The organism is Streptomyces marokkonensis (genome assembly GCF_008312835.1).
GTDB classification, from domain to species: Bacteria; Actinomycetota; Actinomycetes; order Streptomycetales; family Streptomycetaceae; genus Streptomyces; species Streptomyces marokkonensis_A.
The window spans coordinates 106829-121582 of sequence record NZ_VSKS01000010.1 but is presented as its reverse complement, the minus strand read 5'-3'; the positions used below and the strand labels follow the sequence as shown (position 1 = coordinate 121582).

Sequence of the window (14754 nt, the reverse complement as noted above, 5' to 3'; positions counted from 1 at the left end):
GGTCATCACCCCGGGATCAGGCCTTCATCGGACAGCAGTGTCCGTACCTCGGTGAGGCTGGTGTCCTCGTCGGGCAGCACCAGGTCGGACGGTGTGATCACGTCGTCCGCCACCGGATCGCCGAGGCCGCGTACGGCGTCCAGGAGGGCCGCCAGCGCGGAGGTGAATGCCCTCTCGTCACCCGCGTCGGCGGCCGACTGCAGGGCGGAGTCCAGTTCGTTGAGCCGGTCAAGATTCCCGTCGCTGATCTCGTACTGGCCCTCGCCGAGTATCCGCATGATCATTTCGTGGTCTCCTGGTCGGGCGGGTTCTTCGAGGACTCGCCGGCCTCCACGGCCGGGGGCGCGGCGGACGCGGGCAGCTGTTCCCTCATCCGGGCAAGCTCGATCTCCACGTCCTGCCCGGCGCTCACGCGCTCGAGCTCGGCCTGGATGTCGTCCCGCCCGGCCGGCAGGGTGGCGTCCTCCAGCGCACCGGAGGCGATCAGTTCGTCCAGCGCACCGGCACGCGCCTGCAACTGCTCGGTCTTGTCCTGGGCGCGCTGCATGGCCAGACCGACATCGCCCATCTCCTCACCGATACCGGTGACGGCCTCGGTGATGCGGGTCTGGGCCTCGGCTGCCGTGTAGGTGGCCTTGAGGGTCTCCTTCCGCGTGCGGAAGGAGTCGACCTTCCCCTGAAGGCGTTGCGCTGCGAGCGTGAGCTTCTCCTCCTGCGCCCGCAGCGACTGCTGCTGGGTTTGCAGGTCGGTGATCTGCGAGGCCACGGCCGTGCGGCGGATGAGTGCTTCCCTGGCGAGGTCCTCCCGGCCGACGGCCAGGGCCCGCTGTGCCTGGTCCTGGAGCTTGCCGGTGGACTGCTCCAGCTGATTCAGCTGCAGGTCGACACGCTTGCGGCTGGTGGCCACGTCGGCCACGCCGCGGCGTACCCGCTGGAGCATCCGAAGCTGCTGTTCGTAGGAGTGGTCCAGTACCTCGCGGGGATCCTCGGCCTTGTCCAGCGCCTTGTTCGCCTTGATCCGGAAGAGCGCCGCGATGCGCCTGGTGATGCTGCTCATGGCCAGCCATTTCCTTTCGCAGCGGGCGGCTGTGGCCGGGCCGGGAGAGCGGTCCGGCGCACACCTACCACCATCCCTCAGTACCGTCGGCTCGGCAGGTCAGCGCCACCGCACACCCCGCGCCGGCCATTCGGCGACGGTTTCGACGGATTCACCCGGGAGCGCGACGGGCACGGGCCCGGCCCGGGCACCGGCTCGCTCAGGATGTCGCCCCACGTGACCTTCACGGTCGCAAGGTCGATACTGCCTTCGTAGGGCTCCGATCGGTATGCCACCGATCCGTCGCGGGAATCCGACACAACGTCATCGCAGTCAGTATCGACTCGGCAGCCCAGCTCCACAGTCCGCCTCCGACCGCCTCCGACCGCCAAGATCCAGAACTTTCCGTGTTTGCCCTGACCAGCGAAACGCAGGCCGGCAACCCACCTGCCAACCTTCCCAGGAGGTACCCATGAAGATGCTGATCAACGTCCCGGAGACCGTGGTCGCGGACGCGTTGCGCGGGATGGCTGCGGCGCACCCCGAGCTGGCGGTGGATGTGGAGAACCGGGTGATCGTCCGCAAGGACGCCCCGATGGCGGGAAAGGTGGGTCTGGTGTCCGGCGGAGGTTCCGGACACGAGCCGCTGCACGGTGGGTTCGTGGGGCCGGGGATGCTGTCGGCGGCCTGTCCCGGCGAGGTGTTCACCTCCCCCGTGCCCGATCAGATGGTGCGGGCGGCGGCGGCCGTGGACAGCGGCGCCGGGGTGCTGTTCATCGTGAAGAACTACACCGGTGACGTGCTCAACTTCGACATGGCCGCCGAGCTGGCCGAGGACGAGGGCATCCAGGTCGCGAAGGTGCTGGTCAACGACGACGTGGCGGTGACCGACAGTCTGTACACGGCCGGCCGCAGGGGCACGGGCGCGACGCTGTTCGTGGAGAAGATCGCGGGCGCGGCGGCCGAGGCGGGCCAGCCTCTTGAGCGGGTCGAGGCGATCGCCCGGCAGGTGAACGAGAACGCGCGCACCTTCGGTGTGGCGCTGAGCGCCTGCACCACTCCGTCCAAGGGCACCCCGACCTTCGACCTCCCCGAGGGCGAGCTGGAGCTGGGCATCGGCATCCACGGCGAGCCGGGCCGGGAGCGGCGGCCGATGATGACGTCCGGCGAGATCGCCGAGGCCGCCGTCGACGCGATCCTGGACGACCTCACCCCGCGCAACCCCGTCCTGGTGCTGGTCAACGGCATGGGCGCCACCCCGTTGCTGGAGCTGTACGGCTTCAACGCCGAGGTGCAGCGGGTGCTCGGCGAACGCGGCGTCCCCGTGGCCCGCGTCCTCGTCGGCAACTACGTCACGTCCCTCGACATGGCGGGTGCCTCGGTCACCCTGTGCCAGGTCGACGAGGAGCTGCTGCGGCTGTGGGACGCGCCGGTGCGGACCCCGGGCCTGCGCTGGGGCATGTGAAGCACGTCGGCGCCACCGTCCGGAAGTACCTGAAGTACCTACCACGCAAGGAGTGTTCGTGCTCGACGCCGACTTCTTCCGCCGTTGGATGACGGCCACCGCCGCGTCCGTGGAACGCGAGGCGGAGCGGCTCACCGCCCTCGACTCACCGATCGGGGACGCCGATCACGGCACCAATCTCCAGCGCGGGTTCCGGGCGGTGAAGGACGCGCTGGAGAAGGAGCCGCCGGCCACCCCCGGGGCCGTGCTGACCCAGGCCGGGCGCCTGCTCATCTCGACGGTCGGCGGTGCCTCCGGTCCGCTGTACGGGACACTGCTGCGCCGCACCGGAAAGGCGCTCGGGGACGCGGCCGAGGTGGATGAACGGCAGCTGGCCGAGGCGCTGCGCGCCGGGGTGGACGCGGTGATGCAGCTCGGCGGCGCCGCACCGGGCGACAAGACGATGATCGACGCTCTGGTGCCCGCGGTGGACGCGCTCGGCGACTCCTTCGCCGCGGGCCGCGACGCCGCCGAGGAGGGCGCCGTGGCGACGACGCCGTTGCAGGCCCGCAAGGGCAGGGCCAGCTATCTGGGCGAGCGCAGCATCGGGCACCAGGATCCCGGGGCCACGTCGTCGGCGCTGCTGATCGCCGGGCTCGTCCAGGCCTCGGCGGACGCGGAGGCCGGCGGTGAGTGACGAGAAGCTGGTGGGGGTCGTCCTGGTGTCGCACAGCGCGACGGTGGCGACGTCGGTGGCGGAGCTGGCGAAGGGCCTGGCGGGGGCCGGCAGCGCGGTTCCGGTGGCTGCGGCGGGCGGCACGGAGGGCGGAGGCTTCGGCACGAGCGCCGAGTTGATCTCCGCGGCGGCCGCGTCCGTCGACCGCGGGGCCGGGGTCGCCGTGCTGGCCGATCTGGGCAGCGCGGTCCTCACCGTGAAGGCGTTGCTCGCCGAGGGGGACGAACTCCCCGGGCACACCCGGCTGGTGGACGCGCCGTTCGTCGAGGGCGCGGTGGCCGCGGTGGTCACGGCGTCCACGGGGGCGGACCTGGCCACGGTGGAGGCGGCGGCGGTGGAGGCGTACTCGTACCGGAAGGTGTGAGGGGCGCGGCAAGGCCCGGCCGGCCGGTTCAGTCGTCGCCGTCGACGAACTCCCGGGCCAGCCGTTCCCCCTCCGCGACCGCGGCCCCGTGGTCCTCGACGGGGGTCACCTCGCTGTTCCTGAACACGATGTAGGTGACCCCGGAGGGAGTTCCGCCGCTGCGCGGGTCCGGGTCGATGCCGAGTGACTCGGCGGCGGCGTAGGACGCCTCGCCGATGATGTCCGCGGGGCCGGTGTCGCCCACGACCGCGTACCGCACGCGGTCGCGGTACACCACCGCCGCGACCGATCCGCCGCGCACGCCGTCCGTCCGGTGGTTCCACACGGTGCTGGGCGCGGGCACCACCACGTAGGGCAGCTCCTCGGAGCTCAGCGGACGGCCGTCGGACTGGGCGAAGGCCGTGGAGGCGGAGAAGTAGGGGTCGGTGCCGGCGTTGCAGCGGAGTCCGGGGCGGCCGTCGCAGTCGATGTCCATGTCCGCCTTCCAGAACACGGCGTCGCGGGTGCCGCACACCGGGACGGTGGCCGGTGAGCCGTGGTCCTCGCGGTAGCGGCCGTGGGAGACGGGCGTGCAGGTGCGCACCCTGGCCAGCAGGTCGGCGGCGGTGACTGGGTCCGCGCGTCGCGGGGTGACGGAAGCGGCGCTGCGTGACGGGGCGACGTCCGCTCGCCGTGACGGCACTGGGCCCGCGTGCCCTGACGGGGCGGGGTCCACGCGCCGTACCGGGGCGGTGTCGGCGCGCAGTGACGGCCCGGGGTCCGCGCCCCGTACCGGGGCGGTGTCGGCGCGCCGTGCGACCGGTTCGGTGCGGGGCTGGGGTGCGGCGGGGAGTGCCGAGGGAGCCAGCAGGGCGGCACCGGCCATGGCCAGGCTGATCGACCGGACACAGGACACGATCCAGGGGGCCTCTCGTCGGGGACACGGACGCACACTCACGGGAACTTTGCCCCATTTCGCCCCGATGTGGCGCCATGGCGGCTCCCGCGGGGCCGGACGGCGCACGAGCGCATCCGTGGCGGCGGCGGGGGCCGGGACCCGAGCCCGGATCGGCTCGGGCCGGCCGGCCACCCGCGCCGGCGCGGGATCTGCGACGACAGCGGTCCGCGCCACAAGGCCGAACTCCCCTATGCGACAAAGAGGTTCGGCCCGCATGAACCTTCAGCATACGTAACGCGCGGCGACTCTCCCCCTCCCGGCCTCTTGATGTGGACGCGCCAGCACCCCATATTGGTACGGACCATTGTCCGGGTCCATGACGTGATCCACCCCGGGAGGCGAAGTCGTGCGTGGCGTTCCCCCAGCCGGGTTCCCCCGTCGCCTCCTCGTGCTCTGCGGGGCCCTCCTGCTGGTCGTCTCCTGCCGCTGGGGCGGGTCGCAGGAGTCCGGCGGCGAACGTCCCCCCGGAGCGCCCACCGGCGTGACCGCGGAGGCGGGCAGCGCCACCAGCGTGCACGTCATGTGGAACGCGGTCGCCGCCGCCGACGCGAAGGTGAGCCGGTACGAGGTGTATCGCGGCGCCACGAAGGTCAAAGAGGTGCCCGGCTCCGAGCACATGGTGGACGTCACCGGGCTCCGGCCCGCCACCGCCCATGTCTTCACGGTGCGCGCCCGGGACGCCGACGGCCGGCTCGGCCCGCCGAGCCGGGCGGCCCGCGCGACGACACCCGGGGCGGCCACGGCCGACGACTCCCCGCCCACGCGTCCGGAGGAGCTGCGGGGCCGGGCGGCGGGCAGCCGCGCGGCCCAGCTGTCGTGGTCCGCCGCGAGGGACGACCGGGACGTGGTGTCGTACGACATCCACCAGGGAGGGACGAAGATCCACAGCGTGGGCGGGAACCAGACGTCCACCGTGGTCACCGGACTGCGGCCGGGCACCCGGTACGCCTTCACCGTCCGGGCCCGCGACGCGGCCGGCAATCTCTCCCCGCCCGGCCCCGCCGTCCGTCTCGCCACCGCGGGCAGCGCGGACGGCAGTGCCGCCACGGCGCCCACCGGCTTCCGGGCCAGGAGCCAGCGGTCCGACGGCGCCCACTACCTGGTCCTCACCTGGGTGCCACCGCGTGTGGACGGGGTGATCACCGAGTACGAGGTGCGCCTGGACGGCCGCAGCGCCACCTCGCTCGTCTACGGCGGTGAGGCGCCCCGCGACCGGGCGACGTACCGCTTCTACCTGGGCCGGGAGGCGGGAGTCACGCACCGGGTCCGGATCCGGGCGATGCTGCCGGACGGGACCTGGGGCGGCTTCTCGGCGGAGCGCACGGTGACGACGGGCGCCGGGGACTGACCCGGTCGGCCACCTGGAGGAGGGTGTCACCTGCCCGGATGCGGCCGGAGTGCGCGCCGGTCCGCCCGGCCTTTGGCTGGCCTGGTGGCAGCACGGGCGCTCCCCGACCTCGGCGGCGCAAGGGATGTACCGCCGGCCGTGCCGCCGGAAGGCAGTCCACATGCGCAACTCCAAGCCTCTGCTCCGCTCCGGACCGACCGTGGCAGCCGCCGCCGCGCTCGCCCTCACCCTGGCCGGACCGGCCGCCGCGGCCGGGATCTCCGTCAGCACCAGCGGGTCGACGGTCTCGGTCACCACCGGTGCGTGCACCCAGGTCAACGGCCACTGGGGCACCGCTTCCCTGCTCAACAGCGGTCAGACGAACTTCTCGCAGGGCCGTCAGGTGGCGCTGTCGGGGACCGGTGCGGGACAGTCCGCCGCCTGGTCGAACGTCGCCGCGGGCACCTACACGGTGGTCGTGGTGTGCTCGAACGGGAACACCGCGGGCACCCAGGCCGTCGTCGTCAGCCCCGCGCCCGGCCCGTCGGTCACCCCCACCGCCTCACCCACCCGCGGGGTGATGGGCGGCCTCGGCGGCGGCTCCACGGACTACGGCACGATCACGCTGGTGGCGGGCGGCTCGCTGGTCGGCACCGGCCTCCTCGCCACGGCCTGGTACCTGCGCCGGCGCAGCAGGCCGCGCCATCTCTAGACCCGGCGCCGGCCGCCATCACGTCCGACGCGCTCCGGTCGGGCGGCCGGCGTCGACCCCGTCCCGTGGACGGCGGTCAAGCCTTCCGTGCGTCCGGCAGCTCCCGATCCCCCGCGTCCGGCAGCCGGGCGAACTCCGACAGCGCGTGGTCGAGCCACTGCGTCCAGAAGGTCTCCAGGTCGATGCCGGCCCGCAGCACCAGGTGCCGCAGCCGGTCCTCGGGCCCGTCCTTCCCCGGCGGGAAATCGCGCCGCTCGATCTCCCGGTACTTCTCCAACTGCCGCTCGTGCAGCTCCCGGTGGCGCCGCAGATCGGCCTCAAGGCCCTCGGTGCCCACCACGGCCGCCGCCCTCAGCCGCAGCAGCATCACGTCGCGGTGCGGCTTGGGGTCCTGGGACGCGGCGGTCCAGCGGGCCAGTTCGTCCCGCCCCGCGGGCAGCACCTCGTACGCCTTCTTCTGACCCCGGGCCGGCTGCTCGGAGGCGAGGGCCCGGATCAGGCCCTCGGCCTCCAGCTTCCCCAGCTCGCGATAGATCTGCTGATGCGTCGCGGACCAGAAGTAGCCGATCGACTTGTCGAACCGGCGGGTCAGCTCCAGCCCCGACGACGGCTTCTCGAGCAGGGCGGTGAGGATCGCGTGCGGGAGTGACATGGGCTCATCCTAGGGACGGGCCGCGCGTCCCCTACAGCGCCGCCGCCAGCTCCGTGCCCTGCTTGATGGCGCGCTTGGCGTCCAGTTCGGCGGCCACGTCGGCGCCGCCGATCAGGTGGACGGGCCGTCCGGCGGCGACGAGGCTCTCGTACAGGTCGCGGCGCGGCTCCTGCCCGGTGCACAGGACGATCGTGTCCACCTCCAGGACGGTGCTCTCGCCGTCGACCGTCACGTGCAGCCCGGCGTCGTCGATCCGGTCGTAGCGCACGCCCGGGACCATGGTGACGCCGCGGTGCTTGAGTTCGGTGCGGTGGATCCAGCCGGTGGTCTTGCCGAGGCCCGCGCCGACCTTGGACGTCTTGCGCTGGAGCAGGTGGACGGTGCGCGGCGGGGCGGGCCGTTCGGGCGCCGTGAGGCCGCCGGGGCCGCGGTAGTCGAGGTCGACGCCCCACTGCCGGAAGTACGTCTCGGGGTTCTCGTACGCCTTGTCGCCGCCGTCGGTGAGGAACTCGGCGACGTCGAAGCCGATGCCGCCCGCGCCGAGGATCGCGACCCGGTCGCCGACGGGGGCGCCGTCACGGAGCACGTCGAGGTAGCCGAGCACGCTCGGGTGGTCGACGCCGGGGATGTCGGGGGTGCGCGGGGTGACGCCGGTGGCGACGACGACCTCGTCGTGCCCGGCCACGTCGTCGGCGGTGACGCGGGTGTCCAGCCGTACGTCGACGGCCAGTTCGTCCAGCCGGGTGCGGAAGTAGCGCAGCGTCTCGTCGAACTCCTGCTTGCCGGGGACCCTGCGGGCCACGTTGAGCTGGCCGCCGATCTCGCTCGCGGCGTCGAACAGGGTGACGTCGTGGCCGCGTTCGGCGGCGCTGACCGCGCAGGCGAGGCCGGCCGGCCCGGCGCCGACGACGGCGACGCGCTTGCGGCGGCGGGTCGGGGAGAGGACCAGCTCGGTCTCGTGGCAGGCGCGCGGGTTGACCAGGCAGGAGGTGATCTGCCCGCTGAAGGTGTGGTCGAGGCAGGCCTGGTTGCAGCCGATGCAGGTGTTGATCGCCTCGGGGCGGCCGTCGGCGGCCTTGGCGACGAAGTCGGGGTCGGCGAGCATCGGGCGGGCCACGGACACCATGTCCGCCGTGCCCTGGGCGAGCAACTGCTCGGCGAGTTCCGGGGTGTTGATGCGGTTGGTGGTGACGAGCGGGATCGACACCTCGCCCATGAGCCGCTTGGTGACCCACGTGTAGGCGCCGCGCGGCACGGAGGTGGCGATGGTGGGGATGCGGGCCTCGTGCCAGCCGATGCCGGTGTTGATGATGGTCGCCCCGGCGGCCTCGACGGCCCGGGCGAGGGTGATCACCTCGTCGAGCGTCGAGCCGCCGGGTACGAGGTCGAGCATGGAGAGCCGGTAGATGACGATGAAGTCCTCGCCGACCGCCTCGCGCACCCGGCGCACGATCTCCAGCGGGAAACGCATCCGGTTCTCGTACGAGCCGCCCCAGCGGTCGGTGCGCCGGTTGGTCTGCAGGGCGATGAACTCGTTGATGAGGTAACCCTCGGAGCCCATGATCTCCACGCCGTCATAACCGGCGTGACGGGCCAGGCGGGCGGCGCGGGCGTAGTCCTCGATGGTCCGCTCGACGTCGGCGTCGGTCAGCTCGCGGGGCGGGAAGGGGCTGATCGGTGCCTGGACCGGGCTGGGCGCGACCAGGTCCCGGTGGTAGGCGTACCGGCCGAAGTGCAGGATCTGCATCGCGATCCGCCCGCCCTCGCGGTGCACGGCGTCGGTGACGACCCGGTGCCGCTCGGCCTCCTCCTCGGTGGTGAGCCTGGCGCCGCCCTCGTAGGGGCGCCCCTCGTCGTTGGGGGCGATGCCGCCGGTGACGATCAGGCCCACTCCCCCGCGGGCGCGGGCGGCGTAGAAGGCGGCCATGCGCGCGAAACCGCCCTCCGCCTCCTCCAGGCCGACGTGCATCGAGCCCATGAGGACCCGGTTGGGCAGGGTCGTGAAGCCCAGGTCGAGGGGGCTCAGCAGGTGGGGGTAATGGCTCATCGGGCCCTCCGTGCGCGGTGTCGTGCCTGTAGTTGTAAGGCACGCGCACCGCTTTATGCAACTAGTTGCATAAGCGTGACGGAGGGCACAGCGGTCAGCGGGGCGTCACCCGCTTTCGAGGCGGACGTGCAGTTCCTCCTCCTGGTCGCCCGGGACCGTGCTCAGCTCGTGCACGGTGAACAGGGAGTCCAGGGTGGCGCGGAACCGGCCGATGGCCCAGTAGCCGCCCTGCACGTCGGCGTCGACCGACGACGACAGCCGGACCGGGCCGGCCCCGCCCTCGTGCGGGTCGGCGACGTCGAACGTGCCGAGCCACACCGTGGGCCGGGTCTCGTGGAACTCCTCGGGTACGTCGTCGGCGCACCGGTCGGACGCGAAGCACGCGCAAAGCGTGTCGAACACGACGCGGGCGTCCTCCTTGCTGCATCCGCTGATCTCGACCGAGACGGATTCCGGGTGCGGTTGCCGGGTGCCCATCGTGATCGCTCCTCTCGTGGCCACTGCCGCCCCACCCCTCCCTCAGCAAAGCACCACACGCCGGGGAGCACTACCCGCGCGCCGCCGCGGCGGTGGTTGCCGCGCGGGGCACCCGCCGCGAGGGTGCGAGAAGCTGGAACCGGACGCCTCGAGCGGCGGAAGATCGCCCCCGGGCGCGGTAGAACAAGGGGTGGCGGCACCGTGACGGGTGCCGGGGAATCGGCGAAGGCGGGGCGTTGGATGAGTGCAGCGGGATCACCCCCGGCCGGCGGTGACGGGCCGGTGCGCGGACCGGTGCGTCCCAGCGGGCTGCTCGACGTGCTGCGCGTGGCCTCGGTGGTCCTCGACACCGAGGGCCGCATCGTGCTGTGGAGCCCGCAGGCCGAGGAGCTGTTCGGGTACGGCGCGCGGGAGGCGCTCGGCCAGTACGCCGCCCGGATCATGGTGCACGAGGAGCACCTGGACCTCGTGGTGAAGCTGTTCGCCGACGTCATGCGCACCGGCCGGAGCTGGGCCGGTGCCTTCCCGATCCGGCGCAAGGACGGCGGCACCCGGCTGGTGGAGTTCCGCAACATGCGGCTGCTGGACGACCGGGGCGACGTCTACGCCCTCGGCCTCGCGGTGGACCAGTCGACCGTGCGCCGGCTGGAGCGGGACGTGGCCCTGTCCACCCGGATCGTCGCCCAGTCCCCCATCGGACTGGCCGTGCTGGACTCCGGCCTGCGGTACGTCTCGGTGAATCCGGCGCTGGAGCAGATCAACGGCATCCCGGCCGATGAGCACCTGGGCCGCACCGTCCGGGAGGTGCTGCCACTGGTGGACGCCGACGCGGTCGAGGACGCCGCCCGTCAGGTGCTGGACACCGGCCGGCCCGTCGTCGACCGGCCCACGACCGGCCGCACCCCGGCCGCTCCGGACGAGGACCGCGCCTGGTCGGTCTCGCTGTACCGGCTGGAGAACGCGCTCGGCACGGTGCTGGGCGTGGCCGTGTCGGTGGTGGACGTCACCGAACAGCACCGGGCGAACGCCGAGGCCGAGACCGCGCGGCGGCGGCTCGCCGTGATCGCCGACGCCTCCGCCCGGATCGGCACCACGCTGGACCTGGACCGGACGGCCGGCGAGCTCGCCGACGTGGCCGTGCCGGAGCTGGCCGACGCGGCGGCGGTGGATCTGCTGGACGCGGTGGTGCGGGGCCGTCGCAGCACCCTCGGCCCCGCCGAGCCGGCGCTGATCCGGGCGCTGGCGGTGCGCTCGGTGGACGCGGACGGCACGCTGTCGGCGGCCGACCCTCCGGGCAGGGTGACCCGGTACGCACCGGACCGGCTGATCACCGAGTGCGTACGCACCGGGCTGCCCGTGATGGTGCCGCAGGTGAAGGACGAGGACCTGGCGCGGATCGCCCGCTCCCCGGAGGCGGCGGAACTGCTGGCCCGGGCGGGCGTCCACTCGTATCTCGCGGTTCCGCTGATCGCGCGCGGGGAGGTGCTCGGCGCACTCGACCTCATCCGCACGCGCACTCCCCGGCCGTTCGACGAGGACGATCTGCTGCTCGCGCGGGAGCTCGCCTCCCGCGCGGCCGTGCAGATCGACAACGCCCGCTGGTACCAGAACGCCCGCGACACCGCCCTCACCCTCCAGCGGAGTCTGCTGCCGAGTCATCCGCGCGTGACGGGCGGTCTCGAGGTCGCCTCCCGCTACCAGCCGGCCGGCGCCACCAGTGAGGTGGGCGGCGACTGGTTCGACGTGATCCCCCTGGGGGACGACAGGACGGCCCTGGTCGTGGGGGACGTGATGGGCAGCGGCATCCCCGCCGCGGCCACCATGGGCCGGCTGCGCACGGCGACCCACACCCTCGCCTCCCTGGGCCTGGACCCGGCCGTCCTCCTGGAACACCTGGACCGGATCACCGGCGGTCTCGACCAGGCGATCGCCACCTGCGTCTACGCCGTCCACGACCCCCGCGAGCGGGTGTGCTCCATCGCCAACGCCGGGCACCTGCCGCCGGTCCGGGTCCGGGCCGGGCACGCGCCCGAACTGCTCGATCTGCCCACCGGGGTGCCGCTGGGCGTGGGCGGTGTCGCGTTCTCCACGACCACGGTCGAACTGGAGCCGGGCGACCGGCTGGTCTTCTACACCGACGGTCTCGTCGAGACGCGCCGGCACACGCTGGACGAGCGCCTGGACCGGCTGCTCGCCCTGCTGGGCCACCCCGCACAGTCCCTGGAGGAGGTCTGCGACCTGCTGCTGCGCACCCTCCACGAACCCGACAACTTCGACGACGTGGCCCTGCTGATCGCCCGCGCGAGGACACCTGACGCCTGAGCGCCGCGCTCCTACGCCCTGACACCGATCACGACGTGGGCGTACCGCTCCTCACAGACGGCCAGACGGGTCCGCAGCCCCGCGCCGGTGAAGGCGCCGACGGCGGCGGGGGCCTGCCGGCTGCTCGTCTCCACCAGGAGGCGGCCGCCGGGGGCGAGCCATCCGGGCGCCCCGGCGGCGACCCGGCGCAGCACGTCGAGGCCGTCCGCGCCGCCGTCGAGCGCGACGCGCGGCTCGTGGTCGCGGGCCTCCGGGGGCAGCAGACCGATCTCGTCGCTCGGTACGTACGGCACGTTCGCCGCGAGGATGTCGACACGGCCCCGCAGTCCGCCGGGGAGCGCCTCGAACAGGTCGCCCGTGTGGACCCGCCCGCCGAGGCCGGCCACATTGCGGCGGGCGCAGCGCACGGCGGCCGGATCGATGTCGGCGGCGTGCAGTTCCGCCCCGCGGAGCCCGGCCGCCAGCGCCGCGCCGACGGCACCCGAGCCGCAGCACAGGTCAACGACGACGGCCGCGTCCGGCGCCTGTGCCAGAGCCTGTTCGACGAGGAACTCGGTGCGCCGGCGGGGCACGAAGACACCGGGTTCCACGGTGATGCGCCGGCCCCGGAACCCGGCCCAGCCGACGACTAGTTCGAGGGGCAGGCCGGCTGCCCGGCGCTCAACCATCGAGGCGATGTCCTGCGGGGTGGACGCGGCGTCGAGGATCAACTCGGCCTCGTCCTCGGCGAAGACGCACCCGGCGGCGCGGAGGTCCGCCACCACGGCGTCGCGGGAGGGCGGCGGGGAGGGGCGGCCGGACGGGGGCGTGGGGCGGGGTGAGGAAGGCTGAGAGGTGTGGGACGTGTGGGAGGGCCTGTGCGGCAAGAGCCTGGAGCCTTTCGGGAGCCGAAGGGCGCTCTCGTGGTCACCTGCCTGCGGTGAACCGTATGGCTTCGAAGGGAGAGCACCCGACCTGACGAGCGGTAATGGGTCTCACCCCCTCGGCGTCCGTGGCTGGGCAGATCCGCAGCCGGACGGCCACAGTACCCGACGATCTCCGCGGTCGTACGGTGCGATCAGGCCATGAGCGGCGCGCGGGGGGCGGTGCGGGGTCGCGTACGGTTGAACTCGGAAACACTTGAGCACCAGTCGCAACGGAATCGCCGATCACGTGAACATCACCCGAGGCTTCACCGGCCGCCCCCGTGTGGACGATCCCGGGCTGCCGCCCGGTCAGTACGACGCGGGCGACGAATGGCCCGTCCTGTCCGCCGAGGTCACCCCCGACCTCGCGCCCGCGGACTGGACCTTCCGGATCGACGGGCTCGTGGCCGAGCCCCGCACGTGGGACTGGGAGCAGGCGCACACCCTGCCGGCCTCGGCGTACGAGGGTGCCATCCACTGCGTGACGAGCTGGTCGAAGTTCGGGGTGCGGTTCGGTGGTGTCTCGCTGGACGCGTTCCTGGACGTGGTCCGGCCCCGGGCGACGGCCACCCACGTGGTCGCGTACGCGCACACCGGCTACACCACCAGCCTGCCTCTCGCCGACGTGACCGGCGGCCGGGCCTGGATCGCCTGGGAGTACGACGGCCGGCCGCTGCCCGCCGAGCACGGCGGTCCGGCGCGGCTGCTGGTGCCGCATCTGTACTTCTGGAAGAGCGCCAAGTGGATCGCGGGACTGCGGCTCCTGGACCACGACGAGCCGGGCTTCTGGGAGGGCAACGGCTACCATCCGCGCGGCAACCCCTGGGAGGAGCAGCGGTACTCCGGTGACTGAGGGGACGACGACGCCGGTGGCCGAGGGGACGAGGAGTCCCGTGACCGAGGGGACGACGGCTCGCGTGACCGAGGGGACGACGGCTCGCGTGACCGAGGGGACGACGGCTCGCGTGACCGAGGGGACGACGCGCGTGACGCGGACGCCGGTGACCGCGCCGGAGCGGTTCGTTCCGCCGACGCGGTTCGCCGTGCCCGGACGCATCGGCGTCAGCGAGCGGACCGCCTCCGTGTGGCGGACGGCCACACTCACGGAGATCCGCCGCGAGACCCCGCGCGCGTCGACCTTCCGGTTCGCGGTGCCCGGCTGGCCGGGGCATGTTCCCGGCCAGCATCTGATACTGCGGCTGACCGCCGCGGACGGTTACGCGGCCCAGCGCCACTACTCGATCGCGTCGGCGCCGGACGACTCCGGGCACATCGAGCTGACGCTGGACCACGTGGAGGGCGGCGAGGTCTCGGGCTGGTTCCACACGGTGGCCCGCCCCGGTGACCGGATCGAGGTGCGCGGCCCGCTCAGCGGATTCTTCGCCTGGCCCGGCGACCGGCCCGCGCTGCTGGTGGGCGCCGGCTCCGGAGTGGTCCCGCTGATGTCGATGGTGCGGCACCACCGGGCGCGGGACATGCGGCTGCCGCTGCGCCTGCTGGTGTCGGCCCGCCGGCCCGAGGAGCTGATCTACGCACGCGAGTTCGGGGCGGAGACCACCCCGGTGTTCACGCGGAGCGCCCCGGAGGGTGTCCCCGTGGGACGTATGACGGCCGCACATGTGGCGCCGCTCCTGGCCAAGCAACCTCCCGGTGGGTGGGAGGCCTATGTGTGCGGCTCGAACTCCTTCGCCGAGCACGCCTCCCGGCTGCTGGTGGCGGCGGGCCAGCCCGTGGAGCGGATCCGGATCGAGCGCTTCGGCTGACGGGCAGGTCCGTCCCGTGCGGCGGGGGCGGT

At 73.2% G+C, this 14754-nt stretch carries 15 protein-coding genes; 8 read left to right on the top strand and 7 right to left on the bottom strand.

From position 1 onward, the window contains the following. Positions 1–5: 5 nt before the first annotated feature. Both pspAA and F1615_RS18885 read right to left on the bottom strand, forming a co-directional pair. Positions 6–284 carry a PspA-associated protein PspAA gene (gene pspAA / locus F1615_RS18890; RefSeq protein WP_149550170.1) on the bottom strand — a complete coding sequence of 93 codons (279 nt, stop codon included), beginning with the start codon at positions 282–284 and terminating at the stop codon, positions 6–8. Continuing rightward, positions 281–1057, bottom strand: coding sequence for a PspA/IM30 family protein (locus tag F1615_RS18885; protein WP_149550169.1), 777 nt, complete (start codon positions 1055–1057; stop codon positions 281–283). Before F1615_RS18885 ends, pspAA begins: the two co-directional genes overlap by 4 nt. A 451-nt stretch (positions 1058–1508) precedes the next feature. Here F1615_RS18885 and dhaK point away from each other — a divergent pair, with 451 nt between their 5' ends. The 3 genes from dhaK to F1615_RS18870 are packed head-to-tail and all read left to right on the top strand — an operon-like array spanning position 1509 to position 3580. Beyond that, positions 1509–2501, top strand: coding sequence for a dihydroxyacetone kinase subunit DhaK (dhaK, locus tag F1615_RS18880; protein ID WP_149550168.1), 993 nt, complete (start codon positions 1509–1511; stop codon positions 2499–2501). A gap of 58 nt (positions 2502–2559) precedes the next feature. Continuing rightward, the gene (gene dhaL, locus F1615_RS18875) at positions 2560–3177 is read left to right on the top strand and encodes a dihydroxyacetone kinase subunit DhaL (RefSeq protein WP_149550167.1); all 618 of its coding nucleotides are present in this window, start codon (positions 2560–2562) and stop codon (positions 3175–3177) included. Next, the gene (locus F1615_RS18870; protein ID WP_149550166.1) at positions 3170–3580 is read left to right on the top strand and encodes a PTS-dependent dihydroxyacetone kinase phosphotransferase subunit DhaM; all 411 of its coding nucleotides are present in this window, start codon (positions 3170–3172) and stop codon (positions 3578–3580) included. The genes dhaL and F1615_RS18870 overlap by 8 nt, the downstream gene beginning before the upstream one ends. A 28-nt stretch (positions 3581–3608) precedes the next feature. Here the strand turns inward: F1615_RS18870 and F1615_RS18865 are convergent, their stop codons facing one another. After that, entirely contained in the window at positions 3609–4475 is an 867-nt protein-coding gene (locus F1615_RS18865; protein WP_244328785.1) for a glycoside hydrolase family 75 protein, read from the bottom strand. A gap of 388 nt (positions 4476–4863) precedes the next feature. On the opposite strand from F1615_RS18865, the gene F1615_RS18860 reads away from it, so the two are divergent. Further along, positions 4864–5865, top strand: a complete 1002-nt coding sequence (locus F1615_RS18860; protein WP_149550165.1) for a fibronectin type III domain-containing protein — start codon at positions 4864–4866, stop codon at positions 5863–5865. Between the two features lie 160 nt (positions 5866–6025). Beyond that, the gene (locus F1615_RS18855; protein WP_149550164.1) at positions 6026–6556 is read left to right on the top strand and encodes a hypothetical protein; all 531 of its coding nucleotides are present in this window, start codon (positions 6026–6028) and stop codon (positions 6554–6556) included. Positions 6557–6632: 76 nt separating this feature from the next. Here F1615_RS18855 and F1615_RS18850 read toward each other — a convergent pair whose 3' ends face one another. From F1615_RS18850 to F1615_RS18840, 3 genes are all read right to left on the bottom strand, one after another. Further along, on the bottom strand, positions 6633–7208 hold the full coding sequence (locus tag F1615_RS18850) for a PadR family transcriptional regulator (protein WP_149550163.1): 576 nt from the start codon (positions 7206–7208) through the stop codon (positions 6633–6635). 31 nt (positions 7209–7239) lie between these two features. After that, on the bottom strand, positions 7240–9255 hold the full coding sequence (locus tag F1615_RS18845; RefSeq protein ID WP_149550162.1) for an NADPH-dependent 2,4-dienoyl-CoA reductase: 2016 nt from the start codon (positions 9253–9255) through the stop codon (positions 7240–7242). A gap of 105 nt (positions 9256–9360) precedes the next feature. Then, on the bottom strand, positions 9361–9732 hold the full coding sequence (locus F1615_RS18840; RefSeq protein WP_149550161.1) for a hypothetical protein: 372 nt from the start codon (positions 9730–9732) through the stop codon (positions 9361–9363). 240 nt (positions 9733–9972) lie between these two features. On the opposite strand from F1615_RS18840, the gene F1615_RS18835 reads away from it, so the two are divergent. Continuing rightward, on the top strand, positions 9973–12054 hold the full coding sequence (locus F1615_RS18835; RefSeq protein WP_149550160.1) for a SpoIIE family protein phosphatase: 2082 nt from the start codon (positions 9973–9975) through the stop codon (positions 12052–12054). Positions 12055–12065: 11 nt separating this feature from the next. Here F1615_RS18835 and F1615_RS18830 read toward each other — a convergent pair whose 3' ends face one another. Continuing rightward, the gene (locus tag F1615_RS18830) at positions 12066–12818 is read right to left on the bottom strand and encodes a putative protein N(5)-glutamine methyltransferase (protein ID WP_244328784.1); all 753 of its coding nucleotides are present in this window, start codon (positions 12816–12818) and stop codon (positions 12066–12068) included. Positions 12819–13206: 388 nt separating this feature from the next. On the opposite strand from F1615_RS18830, the gene F1615_RS18825 reads away from it, so the two are divergent. Together F1615_RS18825 and F1615_RS18820 are read left to right on the top strand one after the other, a co-directional pair. Continuing rightward, a complete protein-coding gene (locus tag F1615_RS18825; protein WP_149550158.1) occupies positions 13207–13812 on the top strand; it encodes a sulfite oxidase-like oxidoreductase in 606 nt (201 codons plus the stop codon). Between the two features lie 190 nt (positions 13813–14002). Further along, the gene (locus F1615_RS18820) at positions 14003–14722 is read left to right on the top strand and encodes a ferredoxin reductase (RefSeq protein WP_149550315.1); all 720 of its coding nucleotides are present in this window, start codon (positions 14003–14005) and stop codon (positions 14720–14722) included. The last annotated feature ends 32 nt before the right edge of the window (positions 14723–14754 follow it).